Origin of the sequence: Ralstonia sp. TCR112, assembly GCF_007997035.1 — a bacterium.
GTDB lineage: Bacteria > Pseudomonadota > Gammaproteobacteria > Burkholderiales > Burkholderiaceae > Ralstonia > Ralstonia edaphi.
This window is the reverse complement of record NZ_VOSS01000107.1, coordinates 1-16,101: the sequence shown is the minus strand read 5'-3', so window position 1 is coordinate 16,101 and position 16,101 is coordinate 1. Positions and strand designations below refer to the sequence as shown.

The window sequence follows — 16,101 nt, the reverse complement described above, 5'->3', positions numbered from 1 at the left end:
CGACTTCCCTTGAATTTGTGTGACCGTGCGGGGAAGGAGGCAAACTCGCTGCGCTCAGATCAGCCTCCTTCTTGATCCGCCCGCTCACAAAAAATTCAAGGCGCCATCAAGGGCTCAACGTCAAAAGAAAAAGGCCAACCCGTCGCGAGGTTGCCTTTGTCGTTTCGGCTTGCGCCCAGAGTGTTTGGCTTTGTCCGTTGACTTTCTCTGCCCTAGATGGCGCCTTCAATTTTTGTAAGCGGGCGGAAAAAAAAGGCGGGGAACTGTCTGAGCGAAGCGAGTTTTCCCCGCCTCCGCCGGTTATGAAAATTGAGGGAGTCTTTCGCCATCTCGGGCGCGCATTTCTTTGCTTACTTTCTTTGGGCAAGACCAAAGAAAGTGAGTCAGCCCCGGCAGGGGATGAAACAAGGGATGCACCACCAACAAACAACCATATCGACAACAACAAGGAGACAACACATGCACCAACCCCGCCGTAACGTCCTCCGCCTGACAATCGCCGCCACGCTAGCCACATCGCTCCTGGCCGGCGCCATCAACACCGCCCATGCAGAAGCCACCGAAGTCCGCATCTCCCACGGCTACGGCATCCTCTACCTGCCCATCATGGTTATGGCCAGCGAACACCTGCTGGAGAAGCAGGCCAAGGCCGCCGGCCTGGGCGACGTGAAAGTCAGCTACCGCGTGCTCGACGGCGGCAACGTCATCAACGACGCCATGCTCTCCGGCGCGCTCGACATCGCCTCGCTGGGCGTGCCCGGCTTCCTCACGCTCTGGGACAAAACCCGCGGCAGCGCGATGGAAGTGCGCGGCCTGTCGTCGCTCAGCTCATCGTCGATGTACCTGATGACGCGCAACCCCAACGTGAAAACGCTGGCGGATTTCTCCGACAAGGACCGCATCGCCGTTCCCGGCATCAAGACCTCGCTGCCGGCCGTGGTGCTGCAAATGGCTGCCGCCAAGACCTTCGGCGACAAGCAATTCAACAAGCTCGACCCGATCACCGTGCCGCTGCCGCACCCTGACGCCACCGCCGTCATGCTGGCCGGCGGCAGCCAGATCAACAGCCACATGGCCTCGCCGCCGTTCTCGTACACCGAGGCGGCAGCGCCCGGCCTGCACCGCGTGTTCAACACCGTCGACGTGCTCGGCAACATCACGCTGGACATGACCTACACCAGCAAGAAGTTCTACGAGGCCAACCCGAAGCTCTCGGCGGCGTTCGTGGCGGCACTGGATGAAGCCAACGCTTTCATCGCCAAGGACAAGACCAAGGCGGCGCAGATCTACATCGCCCAGTCGAAGGTGAAGAGTTCGCCGGAAGAGGTGAAGAAGATTCTGGACGATCCGGATTCGCGCTTCACGACCACGCCGGTGGGCGTCGCACACTATGCTGAGTTCATGCAGCGCGTGGGCACGCTCAAGAACAAGCCGGCGTCGTGGAAGGATCTGTTCTTTCCGACGGTGCAGAGCCGGCCGGGTTCGTAAGCAGGCCGCGCGCAGCATCCACACGGAGACATTCCATGGCACTACGCATCGTCCGGCTCGGCGAGCCGCGTCACCCCGATGAAGGCTTGCGCATCGGTACCGTGCGGCGCCCGCCACGCGGCGTGCCCAAGGAAGAATTCGCCAGCCGCGATTTCTATGACGTGTGGATGCCGCTGCTCTCGCCCACGCCCGAACTCGTCAAGCAAGCCCAGGCCGCGCAATCCCAGCACGATGAAAAAGCCTGGCAAACCTTCGTGCGCCACTTCCGCACCGAAATGCGCGACGGCGATGCAGCGCGCCTGCTCGACATGCTGGCCGCGCTATCGCACCAGACCAACCTGTCGGTCGGCTGCTATTGCGAGGACGAGGCGCACTGCCATCGGTCAGTGCTGCGCGCGTTGTTGGAGGAGCGCGGGGCGAAGGTGGTCGGCTAAGGGAACGCTCGAGAGGACGGCACGTACCCCACACGGGTGACGACGCGCCGCTGCGGCGAACCTATAACGAAGAGGCGCACGACCGGCAGTCGCCCGCGTCGCGTCGCCGCCATTCGTCATTCCAGGAGCACCGCCATGGGCCGCCGCTACATCGATTGCCGCGCCTTCCCCAGCGAGACCAACTGCTCGGTCGCCATCAGCGCCGACAGCGATGCCGAACTGCTGGAGGCAGCTGTGCAGCATGCCGTTTCCGTGCACAAGCACACCGATTCGCCCGAGTTGCGGGCGCAACTGCAAACCCTTTTCCAGGACGGCACCCCCGCCGTGGCGCCACCAAAGATGGCTGCTGCCTGATCCAGGCGCGCATGGACCTACCGACGCGCCGACAGGGCCAGCATCAGCCGCACGACATCGCACTGGCTGTGCGTGTTGGTCTTGCGATAAACGTGCTTGAGGTGCGTGCGCACCGTGTCGAGTGAAATGCCCAGCGTGCGGGCAATGCAGGCAGGGTCGGAGCCGCTTGCGAGCAGATCGGCAACATCGGCTTCGCGACGCGTCAGGTGGAACGCATCGGACAACCACAGACTGGCCGGCTGCGCAGGCGAGATACCCACTCGCGCCGCAACGCGTTGCCAGCACAACGGCAGTGCCTGTGCAAAGTGCGGCAGCAAGGCTTGCGGCATCGCACCACGCCGCACAGGCTGCGGCACGCCTGCCTTGCGGTAATCGAGCCATACCGCGCCGCGCACTTCGGCATCGGCCACGGGCCAGGCCTCGACGCCATCACCGCGCACCGCGTGCAGCAGCACGTCCGCCGAACATGCGCCACGCGATGCCGCCCAGTGCCAACGTCCATCAACGCGCCAGCGGATCATGGCCGCAGCGTGGTCCGCGCCGCACGCATCGCGCAGCACGTTCATCACGCCAACGGCGTCACCGGCGCATGCCGCCACATAACATTGGCGCAGCACGGTTGCCGAGGCATGGGATGACGTAACAGAAAGACGCGGCATGAAGGCAATACGGGCGCAGCGGTTTGCGACCGCTGCGCGTTTTGAAAGGGACTTCATTATAGGAAGCGCGTCACCTTCCGCACTGCCCCTTTTGCCCTAAGCCCATCGTGCATCAGGCCAGCGCGCGGCGCGACATCCAGCGTGCGCGCAGATGGTCGTACGCGAGGTTGAAGAAAAACGTGTACGGCAGGAACAGCAGCATGATGCCAATGTCGAGCACGAACGCTTCCCACAGACCCACGTCGAGCCACCAGGCGGCCAGCGGCACAAGCATCAAGACCAACCCGCCCTCGAACAGGCAGGCATGTACCACCCGCAGCGCCACGGTGCGCGAGAGCCTGTAGCGACGCTCCACGCGCTCGAAGATGGCGTTGAACACCATGTTCCACACCATCGCCACCGCCGCAAACATGAGCGTCATCACGCCCATTTCTGCCAACGGCAAATCCATCAGCCAGCTAAACAGCGGGGCGCAGATCAGCATGGCAACCAACTCGAACGTCAGCGCATGTACAAGGCGCTCGGCTGGCGTTTTTTGTATGACTTGCATTGCTTTTACCTCCAAAGAACGAGGACCATTTTCATCGGTATGAGCGGTATGATCCAGTTTATTACTATCGGTTTTTCCGATATATTGGACGGTACACCGCCGTCCGGAGTGCCCAATGCGTCATTCACCCGAAGCTTTACTGGCCTTTGCCGAAGCCGCCACGCTCGGTTCCTTTTCCGCCGCAGCCCGCAAATTGGGCAAGCGGCAGTCCACGGTCAGCGAGGCGATCGCCAATCTTGAAATCGACCTGGGCCTGACGCTCTTCGACCGCAGCACGCGCCAGCCCACGTTGACCGAAGCGGGCCACGCGATGCTCACCCAGGTGCGCCGCGTGCTCGACGCCAGCGCGCAGATGGACCGACTGGCGGCGCAAATGGCCGGTGGCCTGGAGGCGCGCCTGACGCTCGTCGTGTCGGACACCTATCAGTCGGACCGGTATGAGCAGACGCTCGCCACGCTGGAGCAGCGTTACCCCGACCTCGAACTCGAATGCCTGATCGCCGAACACGAAGACGTGGTCGATATCATCCAGCTGGGCCGTGCCCAGATCGGCTTGGTAGCGGCGCAGGCAGCATATCCGGCCGATATCGGCTGGGCCACCATTGCAGAGCAATCGGAGATCGGGCTGTTCGTGGGGCTGCAGCACCCGCTCGCCCGATACGGTGAAGAGGAAGTGCCGCACGCCATACTGCGCGAGGCGCGCGAGCTACGGTTGAACACCTTCGTCGATCCGACGGGGCCGCGCACCGACGCGGTGCCCGTGCGCAGCCTGCGCCGCTGGTCTGCGCCGAGCTACCTGATGCTGCTGGAAATGGCCGTGCTGGGCTTCGGATGGACGGAGCTGCCGCGCTGGCTGGTAGACCACTTTGCGGCAGACCGATTGCATGAAGTGCGTGCACGGGGCTGGCCCCGCCTCGTGCCGGTCGACGCCGTATGGTCACGCAATCGCACGCTGGGGCAGGCCGGCGCCTGGCTGCTGGAAACGATGCTGGCGGGCTAGGCGCTCATGCGTTTTCGTCGAGCCGATCGATGATCAGATGCGAAAGCTGCGCCGTCTGCTCCTTCGACAAGGAAAACTCCATGCCAAACGACGGAAACGCAGATGCAGGGGCCCCCAGCGCGGGCGACCCGCTCGCCACGCGGCCCGTCAGGGAGAACGACTCCAGCTGACCATCCACGTAAGCGCTGAAATCGAGTGCCAGCCTGTCGCCGGGCTGAAACGCCGCGCTGGCGCTTTGCACAAGCGCCCCATTCAGGCAGATGTCGCGGATCACCGCCACGCGGTCTGCCGCTGACGCCGCCTGCCCGTCGGGGCGCAAGCGGGCACCGATCCGGACCTGCACACGCTTGGCACGGCGCAGCGGCATCTTCTGCATCTTGATCGGCGCAGACAGCACGAGATACGGCGCGGGAAATTGCCCCACCGACACCACGCTGCACATCATGGTGACGACCGCGCGGCCGGAAAATCCGCGCAGCAGGAGGATGTCCCGAATCTCTGGGCGCAGCGTCCGCTTGCCGTCGGCGGGCTGCGTGACGAACAGCGCCTCGCCTTCGATGTAGCCGATGAGCCTGCACGGCAGCAGCCCGCGCAGTGGCGCCGATTTTTCCTGCACCTGCAGGACGGTGCCCACACTGAGGCCGCTCGACGCGAGGCGGGGCTTGGCTTCACCGGATGCCGCAGGCGCAGCAACCTCAACGCCCTCGCCTTCATCCAACGCCAGCACCGGGCCGTGATGGAACAGGAGGCGGACGTCTTCGGCATCCGGAACCACGGCGCCGGCGGGCAGCAGCAGACGGCCTCCACTATCGGCGAGCGGGAACGGCAGCGGCTGGCCAACCGGCACGTCTTCCTGGGTAAGTTGCCGCGTTTTTTGCAGGGTCATGGGGGCGATGGATCTGTGCGTCTAGGCCGGGCATGTGCCTCGGCAGGCTTACCGGCCATTTTGCAACAATGGCGGGCAAACGGCCGGAGATCAACTCGCGCGAACCCTGCCTGCCTGACGCACATCAACTGCAAGCGTTTGCATCACGCCGCCAGTGCCGTCGCTTCGATTTCCACTGCCAGACCGTAGTGCAGCGTCGGCACCGGCACCACGGCGCGCGCCGGGCGCAAGTCACCGATCCACTCTCGGTAGAGCGCATCGAACGCGGGCCAGTGCGTTTCCATGTCGGTCACGTACACGCGCACCTGCACCAGACGCGAACGGTCGGTGCCCGCGGCGGCAAGCACGGCGTCGAGGTTGGACAGCACTTGCCGCACCTGCGTCTCGAACGGCGCGTCAACGAGCTTTTCGCCGGTGGGCGTCACGGGAATCTGTCCGGCGACGAACACGAAGCCATTGGCGCAGACCGCGTGCGAATAGTGCCCTGCCGGCGCACGCAACGCCGGCGCGTTCAGATAGTGCGCGCCGCTCATCTGGCTGCCTCCGCACCCAGCACCAGCTTGGCGAAGAGCTGCAAGTCCACATTGCCGCCCGACAGGATCACGCCGACGCGTTTGCCGCGCACGTCGACCTTGCCGTTCAGCGCCGCAGCGGCGGCCAGGCAGCCGGTGGGCTCGACCACCGCCTTCATGCGCGAGGCGAAGAACTGCATGGCGTTGACGAGTTCTGTATCCGTCACGGTCACGATGTCGTCGACCAGTTCGCGAATCACGGCAAACGTGTGGTTGCCCAGATGCTGCGTCTGCGCGCCGTCGGCCAGCGTCTTGGGTGTATCGATGTGGACGATCTGGCCCGTGCGGAAGCTCTGCTGGCCGTCGTTGCCCGCCTCGGGCTCCACGCCGAAGACCTTGCACGCCGGGTTCAGCGCGCGCGCTGCCGTGGCGCAGCCGGAGAGCAAACCGCCGCCGCCCAGCGGGGCCAGCAGCACATCGAGCGGGCCGACCTCTTCGATCAATTCCTTGGCGGCCGTGCCCTGCCCAGCCATCACGTGCGGATGGTCGTACGGCGGGATCAGCGTCAGCCCCTGCTCTTCAGCGAGCTTGCGGCCGATGGCTTCGCGGTCTTCGGTGTAGCGGTCGAAGAACACCACCTCGCCGCCGTAGCCGCGCGTGGCCTCCACCTTCACGACAGGCGCGTCCTTCGGCATGACGATGACGGCGCGCATGCCGAGCAGCTTGGCCGACAACGCAATCGCCTGCGCGTGGTTGCCCGACGAAAACGTGATCACGCCGGCCTTGCGCTGCTCCGGCGTGAATTGCGACAGCGCGTTGTACGCCCCACGAAACTTGAACGCGCCCATGCGCTGGAAGCTCTCGGCCTTGAAGAACAGCTCGGCGCCGCTCATGGCGTTGGCGGTGGCCGACGTCAGCACCGGCGTCTTGTGGGCAACGCCGTGCAGGCGGGCGTGGGCGGCAACGACGTCGTCGTAGGAAATGGGCAGGCTCATGCGAGATCCTCGGGAAGGTAGGTGTAGACGGTGGAGCGCGCCACGCCCAGCGTTTGGGCGACTTCTGTCAGCGCGCGGCGCAAGTTCAGCAAGCCGCTGGCGGCCAGCTCGCGCATGGCCTCGCGGCGCTGGTCGAGCGTCATGGCCATGGGCGTGGTGTTGCGTGCGGCGGCAAATTGTTCGAGCGCGATGCGCACGTCTTCAACGCGGCGCGATGCAAGCGACTCAGGCACCGGCGGCGCTGCCACATCCACGCGCATCAGTTGCGTCAGGCCGGTGGTCACCGCGTTCAACATCGATACATCCATGTTCAGGCAGATGGCCGCCACGTAATCGCCGCGGCTGTTCTTCAAGCCGATCGATGTGCTCTTGGCGGGGCGCCCGTCGGGAAACCGGTTGGCGTAGTTTTCGATGACTTCGGGAAACTCTGGGTCGGCAAGCCGCGCGAGGCCCAGCTCCGTCACGGCGTCGCCCACACGGCGGCCGGACAGGTTGTTGGCGATGGCAACGACGGCGTGATCGGGATTGGTCAGATCGTGCAGGACGACTTCCACCAGCGGCGCCAGCGTCTTGCCCAGCGCCTCGACGATCTTCCGGCCTTCGCGCAGAAGAAGGCGGTTTTCTTCGATGGGCTTCATGGGTGTTGACGATACGTCAGTTACTGACATTTCGTCAATTCCGCATTCGGCGTCATCCACGCACTCATTTGGGGCGCGCGATGGGCTGGCGCATTTCAGGGCTCCGCCTGCGATGCAGCGGCCAGAAAACATCCTGAAGAAAGCTCACCAAATCTGCCCCTCCATGGAAGTCCGACGACGCATCGTGTCAGGCGTCGCGGCAAAAGAGGTCATCCCTTCGCACGGGCGGATGGCATGGTTCCTGCACGCCACCGCGCGTCGTATCACCAAAAAAGCGGTCGGGGAGTTGTGTGATGAAGGTGCAGTACGGAAGGGCAATCCGCCCGGCAAGAGAGAAGTGCGCAAGGGTTCACGCTACGCGGCACAGCCAGCGGCAGCGCTGCGTCGTCGTGCAGACCCGCCATGGAGATGGAGCCCCGCACACTAGGGTGACTGCAGAGCCCGCGGCCTGATCGCTGCGTCGCTTGCTTCACCATCATGCGGTCGTTTAACGCCTTTGCACGCGCTGCGGCGCAGGCCTGCCTGCCGCCGCGCACGGGCCGCACCGTGCAGCGGGTGCGGCTGCTGGGTCTTGCCGCGCTGTTCGCGGTGCAGTACGCCCATGCAGCGCCGCCGGGCACCTGGGATTTTTCAATCGAGCGGGCGCCCCTGGAGCGCGTGCTGATGGAAATCGCCCGCATAAGCGGACAGCCCATGTCATTTCCGTCCGGCCTTGCGAAAGACCTGTCGGCGGGTCCGATTCGGGGCACGATGTCTGCCCAACAGGCAGCACAGCAGGCACTGAAGGACAGCGGCTTGCAACTCACCACGCTGCCCGACAACACGTTGACCATCGTGCCGGCGCCCGACGCACCGCGCGACATCGGGACCTTGCCGCCAGCCGAGGTGCGCGCCAGCGTGGGCAGCGATTTTGCGGTCTTCACAACCGGCTTCGCCACGCACATCGAAACGCCCATCACGAGCGTGCCCCATGCCGTCAGCACGCTCACAAGAAACCTGCTTGCGAGCCAGAATGCGCCGTCGATTGCAGACGCCCTGGCGCTGGCCGGTGTCTCGTCAATGTCGCTCGATCCCACGGCCACCCCCCGCTACGCCACGCGGGATTTCATGACGGGACAGATCACCGTTGATGGCCAGCCCGACAAGATGGCTTCGCTGCGGCCCGTCGAGGCGGTCGAAGATGTTTCGGTGATCAAGGGCGCGCATGCCGACATTGGCGGCACCCCGACAGCCGTGGGCGCCATCAATGCCAACCTCCGGGCGCCTGCCGTCATGCCACAGCGAACAGTCACCGTGGAAATCGGCTCGCATGCCGAGCGCAAGGCCGTGGTGGATCTGGCCGGCCCCATCGGATCAACCGACCTGTCTTATCGGACAGTGGCGTTGCAGGACACGACGGCCAACAGTGATTCGGGATACGCCGCCGTCGCAAGAGCTACGGGCTTGCGACGGCCGGCTGGCGAGATGCCGCAACGGAAGTCACCGTCGGACTTGAATCCGCTGCCAGCCGTCAACCCATGCCGCCCGCCACATTTGCGCTGAACGGCGCGCCTGTCCGGCTGGCCCTGCAAAGCCCGCTGGGCAATGCCGACGACAACGTGCAGTCCCGCGCGAGCCGCGGTTACTACAAGGTGTCGCGCACGCTCTCAGACGATTGGTCGTTGCACTCACGCGGCACGTACGAAACGCTCACCCAACAGTCTGTGCTGTGGCATTTGGCCCCGGTGATCAACAACACCGCGCCCTCGCTTACGTTCAATCTGGGCGACCGCAGCGACAACACCGCGTGGGCCATCTCAAACGAACTGACGGGCAAGTTCGCACACGGGCCGTTCGAGCACGCGCTGACGCTGGGTTGGGATGAGTTCCACGAGCGGCAGGACATGGCCTTTGCGGCCACCCCCATGCTGATGCCCCAGAATCCGTTCGCGCCTTTCCTGCTGCCGCCGGCCACTTTCGTGCCGGGCCTGCAGGTGTCGCAGTCGGTGCGGCAGTCGGTGTTCCGCGTGCGCGACCAGATTGCCATTGGCGACCGTTGGGAACTGTCCGGCGCCCTGTACGTGAATGACTACGTCGCCAAACTGCCGCGCACACAGCTTCAGGGCACGGCCTGGACACCGTCGATGGGTCTGCTCTACAAGCTTACGCCGCATACCGCATGGTTTGCCGACTACTCGCGCGGGTTCCGCCTCAACACCGGCTACTTCGACCCCTGCGAGACCTTGCTGCCCGAACGGAGCCGCCAGTTGGAAACCGGCCTGCGCTGGGCCGATGCCAACCGTGGGCTGACGATGCAGGCCGCGCTGTATCGCATCGATGCGCACAACGTGAGACTCGTGGACGTGGCGCCTGCCGGCTACGACACGCAAATCGCCAAACAGAGCAGCGAAGGGCTGGAAGTCTCGATGCAGGGTTCGGTCACAAGCGGCTTGGACGCTTCACTGTGGGTGGCACTGTCTCGTGTATCCGGCGTGTCGAGCACCGGGTTCCTGCCGCAGGCGCCATTCCTGAGCGGGTCGCTCTGGGCGACGTACACCATGCAGGCGGGGCAGTGGAAAGGCGCGGGCGCCGGGATTGGCATCACCGGCCAACGCGGCGCCCCCTGCTACGGCGACACCCCGTTTCGCATGCCCGGCTTCGTGCGCGTCGACACCAGTCTCTTCTGGCACCAGAAATCCTGGAGCGTCGATCTCTTCGCGCGCAACCTCTTCAATATCCGGGCTTATGGCAACGCACAGTCCGGAAACTTCATCCCCGTTCAGCCTGGCCGCACGCTGACACTGCGCGTGACCCGCAGCTTCTGACGCTGGCCGGCCAAACCGGATCGGGCCCACCCGCCAAGGGACGGGCTTAAAGCTGGCTCATGCCGCCGTCGGCAACGATTTCCGTGCCAACAATGAAGGCCGATTCCGGCGCCGAGAGATGCAGCACGGTCGACGCAATCTCGTCCGGCGTGCCAAAGCGGCCCAGTGGCACCTGGCCCTGTATCTGTGCGGCGGTGGCGGCCAGCGTGTCGGCATCCAGCCCAAGCTTGCCGTACAGCGGCGTTGCGACCGGGCCGGGGCTCACCACATTCACGCGGATGCCCGCACCAATCAGCTCACCCGAGAGCGTCTTCGCCAGCGAAATCAGCGCCGCCTTGCTCGCCGCATAGACCGACGAATTCGGCATGCCGATGTGCGCGTTGATGGAGCCGTTCAGCACGATCGACGTGCCCTTGTTGAGGATGGGCAGCAGCGCCTGGACCTGGAAAAACGCGCCCTTCACGTTGGCGTTGAAGGTCGCATCCCACAGGGCTTCGTCCACATCCGGCAAGGCGGCAAACCTAGCCATGCCGGCATTGATGAACACCGCATCCAGACGCACACCCGCCTCCTGCAGCTGACGGGTCAGCTCGCGTGCGGCCGCCACGGTGCCGGTTTCATTGCGGATGGCGATGGCCGCATTGCCGCCAACCGTGCCGAGCGTGGCGCGCGCCGTTTCCAGCGCTGCCGCATCGCAGCCGGTAATGACCACGCGGGCGCCTTCGCGCGCAAATGCCTGGGCGGCTGCCAGGCCAATACCGCTGTTGCCGCCAGTGACCAGAACGGTCTTGCCTTCGAAGCGATTCATGATGTCCTCCAGTAGGAAAGTTGAACGTGAACAATCGCGTGACTGCAGTGTGGACGCGGGCAAGCGGTTTGCCATACGATCCGGACGATGAACACGTTCGAAGGAATTGCACATGTTGACAGACGAAGAATTGGCGCTGCTGCAAGCCATCCGGCAAACCGGCAGCCTGTCGCGTGCGGCAGCGCACTTGGGCAAGGCGCCGTCGACCGTGTCGTACGCCGCACGGCAGCTGGAGCAGCGCTTCGACGCCCTGCTGTTTGACCGGCGCCGCTACCGGCTGCAGCTCACGCCAGCCGGGCAACTGCTCGTGGAAGAAGCCGCGCGGCTGGCGCAGGACGTCTCGCGCGTGACGCAGCGCGTGCGGCAAGTCGCCAACGGCTGGGAAGACCGCTTGTGGATCGTGACGGACGAGCTGCTGGAGTTCGAATCGCTCATGCCCGTGATGCACGCGTTCGATGCGCTGCAATCGGGCGTGACCCTGCGCGTGACGCACGAAGTGCTGGCCGGCACCTGGGAAGCGCTGCGCGACGGCCGCGCCGATCTCGTCATCGGGGCGACCAACGAGCCGCCTTCCATCCCGAACCTCGGGTGGTTTGAACTGGGCGTGGTGGAATGGGTGTTTGCCGTGTCGCCCCGGCATCCGCTTGCCGCCATCGACGCGCCCCTCACGCGCGAGGAAATCACCCGGCATCGCGCCGTGGTGGTGGCCGATTCGGCGCGCACTACGGCCGGCCGCGCCTACGGCATGCTCAGCGGGCAACCGACGCTTGCCGTGCCCAGCATGCGCGCCAAGACGCTTGCCCAGCGCGACGGCCTGGGCGTCGGCTGGCTGCCCAGGCACCGCGTCGCGTCCTTACTTGCGCGCGGCGAGCTGGTGGAAAAGCGCACCACCGATCCGCGCGAGCCCAACCTGCTCTACGTCGGCTGGCGCAGCGGTGGCGATGAAGACGGCGAAGGCCGCGCACTGCAATGGTGGCTTGAGCAGCTACGGCAGCCGCGTCTGGCCAAGCAGCTCGTGCAGGGTGTGGACGTGTTCGCCTGAAACTGCGCCGGGCCGTGCGATCTTGCCTATGCTGGGATGGCGTCGGCACCATACCGCCCGTCGGCGCAACACAAGCAACGCCGACTGTTGCGGAATGATCAACGTTGCCGCGTTTGTCTGCTGACAAACCCTCGGGTTGGTCAACGCGCGCTGTCGGCCGGCGTTAATCGGTCACGCACGTATCTCCGTGCCTCGTTGAGGGTCTCGTTATGAAACTGTCTGCGTTGATGTTTTCGATGGGTGCGCTGGTGATGGGGTCGGCGTTTGCGCAGGGCACCGCTGCACCTGCCACCGCCCCGGCCGCCGCCCCGGCGGCCGTTCATGCGGTCTGCAAGGACGGCACGCCCTACAGCGGCGCGACGCTCAAGGGCGCTTGCCGCGGCCATGGTGGAGTCGACAAGAAAGCCAGCACAGGCGGTACCCCGGCTGCCGCGCCAGCCGCGCCCGCAGCTGCACCTGCCGCTCCGGCTGCCGCCAAACCTGCGGCTGCAGCGCCGGCCGCGGCGCCCGCACCGGCACCGGCGCCTACCCCCGCAGCCAAGCCTGCTGCTACAGCGCCGGCCAAGCCGGCTCCGGCGGCCACCGCTGCTCCCGGCGGCGGCCCCGACAAGGTGTGGGCCAATGCCAGCACCAAGGTCTACCACTGCCCGGGCGATCGCTACTACGGCAAGACCAAGCAAGGCGAATACATGACCGAAGCCGATGCAAAGGCCGCCGGCATGCGCCCAAGCCGCAACAAGGCCTGTACCAAGTAAGACACGCCTGCAGCAAACCCGTACGCCGCGGCCCGCCCGGGTCGCGGCGTCGTCCATTTCAGCCGGACCACCGCGTCGCATGCCGCCAAGCAACGAACATCCCGCCGCCGCCCTGCAACACCCCGAGGGCTTCGCCCCGCTGGATGCGCCGCCACAGCCACCACAGCAGCGGGTGGTGCGCGACGTTATCGCCGGGTTCTCGATTGCGGGCCTGCTGCTGCCCGAAGCCGTTGCCTACGCGGGCATCGCCAGCCTGCCGCCGCAGGCCGGGTTGATCGCATTGCTGTGCGGGCTCGTGGTCTATTCGCTGGTCGGCACGAGCCGCTTTGCCATTGTTTCGGCCACGTCGTCGTCGGCTGCCGTGCTGTTTGCAACAGTGCTCTCAGAGCCGGGCGCCAGCGGTGCGACGGCGCTCACGATGGCCGCAGCGCTCATCATCGCGACGGGTGTGCTCTTCATCCTGGCCGGTGCGGCGCGGCTGGGCGGCATGTCGGATTTCATCGCGCGGCCGGTGCTGCGCGGCTTCACCTTCGGGCTGGCGCTGACGATTGCCGTCAAGCAGTTGCCCAAGATCCTCGACGTGACGGTGCACCACAGCGACACGCCCCGCGTTGCGCTGGATCTGATCACCAGCGCGGCCGGTGCCAACCTGTACAGCACCGCTTTGGGCGCCGTCGCACTCGCCCTGCTCTTCGGCCTGGGCCGGTGGGGGCGCATTCCCGCCACGCTGGTCGTCATCGTGCTGGCCATCGCGGCCGGCTACTGGGTCGACTGGCACGCGCACGCCATTGCCGTCGTCGGCCATATCGACCTGCAGAACATCAGCTTCGGCGTGCCCGACCTGGGTCGCGCGCAATGGATGCAAAGCGCTGAACTGGGCTTTGCGCTCATGCTGATCCTCTACGCCGAGTCCTACGGCTCGATCCGCAATTTCGCGCTCAAACACGGCGACAGCATCTCCGCCAACCGGGACCTCGTCGCACTGGGCTGCGCGAATCTGCTCTCCGGCCTGCTGCACGGCATGCCCGTCGGCGCCGGATACTCAGCCACGTCTGCCAACGAAGCCGCGGGCGCGCAATCGCGTCTGGCCGGGCTGTGCGCGGCAGCCGTGGTGGCGCTGATCGTGTGGCTGTTCCTGCCGCAGCTCGCGCGCATTCCCGAACCGGTGCTGGCGGCCATCGTGATCTTTGCGGTCAGCCACTCGCTGCATCCGGCCGTCTTCAAACCGTACTGGGCGTGGCGCCGCGATCGGCTGGTGGTGATTGCCGCGTTGCTCGCCGTGCTGGTCCTGGGCGTGCTGCACGGGCTGCTGGCCGCGATCGGCGTGAGCCTGCTGCTCACGCTGCGCCAGCTCTCCGAGCCGAACGTCAGCGTGCTCGGCCGCCTGCGCCAGAGCCACGATTTCGTCGATGTGTCTTTGCACCCGGAAGCCAAGCCGGTGCCTGGCGTGCTGATCGTCCGGCCCGAAGTGCCGCTGTTCTTTGCCAACACCGAACGCGTGCTCGGCAAGGTGCGGGCGATGCTGCAACAGCCGCACGAGCCCGCGCTGCGCGCCATCATGCTCAGCCTGGAAGAAACGCCGGACGTGGACGGCTCGGCCATCGAAGCGCTGCGCATCTTTGCCGCCGAATGCGCGGCGCGGGGCCTGCAACTGATGCTGGTGCGGCTCAAGCCCCGCGCACTGACGGGCTTGGAGCGCGCCACCGACAACACGTTGCGCGCCGAAATGCTGCATGAGCTGAGCGTGGACGAATGTGTGCAGTCGCTGGCGACAGTGCCCGGCACACCCGCCGGAACCCAGGTCGACAACGCCGGGGCATGACACGCTAGGCGCCGCGCGTCGGCCCCGGAACCGGTGGGTCAGCGCGGGGCGCTTCCCGCTACACGCGCGCCGTCGAGGATGATGCGCGCCAGCTTGGCGTAATCACCATCAAAGTGATGGCCGCCCGGCAGCTTCACGAGCTGCACCTGCTTCGGGTCCAGGCCTGGGCAGTTGGTGTCTTTCTCTTCCTTGCCGTAGATGCACATGCCAATGCCTGCCGGCAGCTTCTGCACCTCGGGCAGGATCAGCAGGCCCGACGCACTGCTCGACACCCAGTTGGTCATGTGGAACTCAAAATCGGCGCGCTTGCCCAGGCCCATCATCACGGCCAGGGCAACATGCTCGCGTGACGCCGCCGGCAACCGGTTGACGATAAAGGGCAGCACATCTGCGCCTTGCGAATAGCCGATCAGCAACGCCTTCTGCTTCTTCCAGCGCGCGGCGTAAAAGCGTACGAGGCGATCCATGTCGGCGGCGGCCGAGGCGGGCGTGCGCGGCGTCCAGAAGTAGCGCAGCGAATCGATGCCGACCACCGGCACGCCGGACTTGGACAGTGCAGCAGCAACCTCCTTGTCCAGCCCTGCCCAACCGCCGTCGCCCGACAGCAGCACCGCGAACAATTCGGACGATGTACCGGGCTGCGCCGGCACTTCGATGATCGGCAAATCGGACACCGCCGCAGGCGGCGGCGGGGGCGGCGGTTTGCGCTGGGCGACAAGCTTGGCGAAGGCCGACTTGAACGGCTCGACGGCGGTCACGGGCGGCGCATTGGGCGCCGATGCCGTGGCCGGCAACGCCACCGATTGCGCCCCGGAAATCGTATCGATAAAGGCTTGCGTGGCACGCGCTTCGCACAGCGGACCGGAGCGGCGCGCAAACGACGTCGGCGTGGCCGATTGCAGCGCCACCCACGGCGCAGACAACTTCGTGGCGGGCAGAAGCACGACCCCGGCGTTTTCAGGCGGCTTGACGCGCTTGGCCGTGGTGCGGCTCTCGCTCATGCGGCGGCTGAAGTGCACGCCCTCGCCCTTGCACAGCGGCTTGCGCAGCTCCAGCACGGGGCAGAACTCCATCGACATGGCGGCGGCAAAGATGTTCGGGCGCGCCTGGGCAATCATGGCGTAGGCCAGCGCGCCGCCTTCGTTGTCGCCAACCAGGATGGGCGGGTAGTAGCCCGGCACCTTCTCGTAGGCCTGCAGGAAGCGGCTGAAGTTTTCAAGATCGCCATCGGGGAACGCGCAATCGCCGGGGTCGGCCTCAAGGCTTGCGAACAGCGCAGGCGTCGACAGGCCTGCCACCAATGCGCCCTGCTGGGCGAGGCTTTCTGCCATGCGCGATGCGGCGGGCGTCCAGC

17 protein-coding genes are annotated in these 16,101 nt (G+C 65.7%); 9 read left to right on the top strand and 8 right to left on the bottom strand.

Annotated elements, in window-relative coordinates; all coding sequences use genetic code 11:
* The first annotated feature begins 459 nt into the window (after positions 1-459).
* The 3 genes from FUT88_RS22600 (at position 460) to FUT88_RS22590 (ending at position 2,276) form a co-directional block, all read left to right on the top strand.
* The gene (locus FUT88_RS22600; RefSeq protein WP_147218570.1) at positions 460-1,488 is read left to right on the top strand and encodes an ABC transporter substrate-binding protein; all 1,029 of its coding nucleotides are present in this window, start codon (positions 460-462) and stop codon (positions 1,486-1,488) included.
* 35 nt (positions 1,489-1,523) lie between these two features.
* A complete protein-coding gene (locus tag FUT88_RS22595; protein WP_147218568.1) occupies positions 1,524-1,922 on the top strand; it encodes a DUF488 domain-containing protein in 399 nt (132 codons plus the stop codon).
* A gap of 135 nt (positions 1,923-2,057) precedes the next feature.
* Positions 2,058-2,276, top strand: a complete 219-nt coding sequence (locus FUT88_RS22590) for a DUF1059 domain-containing protein (protein WP_024978360.1) — start codon at positions 2,058-2,060, stop codon at positions 2,274-2,276.
* A 17-nt stretch (positions 2,277-2,293) separates the two neighbouring features.
* On the opposite strand, the gene FUT88_RS22585 is transcribed toward FUT88_RS22590, so the two are convergent.
* Positions 2,294-2,935: a helix-turn-helix transcriptional regulator gene (locus FUT88_RS22585; protein WP_147218566.1), complete on the bottom strand. Its 642-nt coding sequence runs from the start codon at positions 2,933-2,935 to the stop codon at positions 2,294-2,296.
* 112 nt (positions 2,936-3,047) lie between these two features.
* Complete coding sequence (locus FUT88_RS22580; protein ID WP_147218564.1) at positions 3,048-3,485, bottom strand: multidrug/biocide efflux PACE transporter; 438 nt, start codon at positions 3,483-3,485, stop codon at positions 3,048-3,050.
* Positions 3,486-3,600: 115 nt separating this feature from the next.
* Here FUT88_RS22580 and FUT88_RS22575 point away from each other — a divergent pair, with 115 nt between their 5' ends.
* On the top strand, positions 3,601-4,485 hold the full coding sequence (locus FUT88_RS22575) for a LysR family transcriptional regulator (protein WP_147218562.1): 885 nt from the start codon (positions 3,601-3,603) through the stop codon (positions 4,483-4,485).
* Between the two features lie 4 nt (positions 4,486-4,489).
* Here FUT88_RS22575 and FUT88_RS22570 read toward each other — a convergent pair whose 3' ends face one another.
* The 4 genes from FUT88_RS22570 to FUT88_RS22555 all read right to left on the bottom strand — a co-directional run bounded on the left by FUT88_RS22570 (position 4,490) and on the right by FUT88_RS22555 (position 7,516).
* Positions 4,490-5,371 (bottom strand): flagellar brake protein, encoded by an 882-nt coding sequence (locus tag FUT88_RS22570; RefSeq protein WP_147218560.1) that lies wholly within the window; start codon positions 5,369-5,371, stop codon positions 4,490-4,492.
* A gap of 143 nt (positions 5,372-5,514) precedes the next feature.
* The gene (locus tag FUT88_RS22565) at positions 5,515-5,904 is read right to left on the bottom strand and encodes a RidA family protein (RefSeq protein WP_147218558.1); all 390 of its coding nucleotides are present in this window, start codon (positions 5,902-5,904) and stop codon (positions 5,515-5,517) included.
* A complete protein-coding gene (locus FUT88_RS22560) occupies positions 5,901-6,878 on the bottom strand; it encodes a threo-3-hydroxy-L-aspartate ammonia-lyase (RefSeq protein ID WP_147218556.1) in 978 nt (325 codons plus the stop codon). Before FUT88_RS22560 ends, FUT88_RS22565 begins: the two co-directional genes overlap by 4 nt.
* On the bottom strand, positions 6,875-7,516 hold the full coding sequence (locus FUT88_RS22555; RefSeq protein ID WP_147218554.1) for a transcriptional regulator: 642 nt from the start codon (positions 7,514-7,516) through the stop codon (positions 6,875-6,877). Before FUT88_RS22555 ends, FUT88_RS22560 begins: the two co-directional genes overlap by 4 nt.
* Before the next feature lie 477 nt (positions 7,517-7,993).
* Between FUT88_RS22555 and FUT88_RS26930 the strand changes: the two genes are divergently transcribed.
* Together FUT88_RS26930 and FUT88_RS26925 are read left to right on the top strand one after the other, a co-directional pair.
* Positions 7,994-9,058 carry a TonB-dependent receptor plug domain-containing protein gene (locus FUT88_RS26930; protein ID WP_261797266.1) on the top strand — a complete coding sequence of 355 codons (1,065 nt, stop codon included), beginning with the start codon at positions 7,994-7,996 and terminating at the stop codon, positions 9,056-9,058.
* Positions 9,034-10,320, top strand: coding sequence for a TonB-dependent receptor (locus FUT88_RS26925; protein ID WP_261797265.1), 1,287 nt, complete (start codon positions 9,034-9,036; stop codon positions 10,318-10,320). The genes FUT88_RS26930 and FUT88_RS26925 overlap by 25 nt, the downstream gene beginning before the upstream one ends.
* A 46-nt stretch (positions 10,321-10,366) precedes the next feature.
* Here the strand turns inward: FUT88_RS26925 and FUT88_RS22545 are convergent, their stop codons facing one another.
* Positions 10,367-11,128: an SDR family oxidoreductase gene (locus FUT88_RS22545; protein ID WP_147218552.1), complete on the bottom strand. Its 762-nt coding sequence runs from the start codon at positions 11,126-11,128 to the stop codon at positions 10,367-10,369.
* 112 nt (positions 11,129-11,240) lie between these two features.
* Between FUT88_RS22545 and FUT88_RS22540 the strand changes: the two genes are divergently transcribed.
* The 3 genes from FUT88_RS22540 (at position 11,241) to FUT88_RS22530 (ending at position 14,747) form a co-directional block, all read left to right on the top strand.
* Positions 11,241-12,170 (top strand): LysR family transcriptional regulator, encoded by a 930-nt coding sequence (locus tag FUT88_RS22540; RefSeq protein WP_147218550.1) that lies wholly within the window; start codon positions 11,241-11,243, stop codon positions 12,168-12,170.
* 209 nt (positions 12,171-12,379) lie between these two features.
* Complete coding sequence (locus FUT88_RS22535; RefSeq protein ID WP_147218548.1) at positions 12,380-12,925, top strand: hypothetical protein; 546 nt, start codon at positions 12,380-12,382, stop codon at positions 12,923-12,925.
* A gap of 79 nt (positions 12,926-13,004) precedes the next feature.
* Positions 13,005-14,747 carry a SulP family inorganic anion transporter gene (locus FUT88_RS22530; RefSeq protein WP_147216179.1) on the top strand — a complete coding sequence of 581 codons (1,743 nt, stop codon included), beginning with the start codon at positions 13,005-13,007 and terminating at the stop codon, positions 14,745-14,747.
* 38 nt (positions 14,748-14,785) lie between these two features.
* On the opposite strand, the gene FUT88_RS22525 is transcribed toward FUT88_RS22530, so the two are convergent.
* Positions 14,786-16,101: virulence factor (locus FUT88_RS22525; protein WP_147218546.1), on the bottom strand; the 1,316-nt coding region annotated here is incomplete at its 5' end.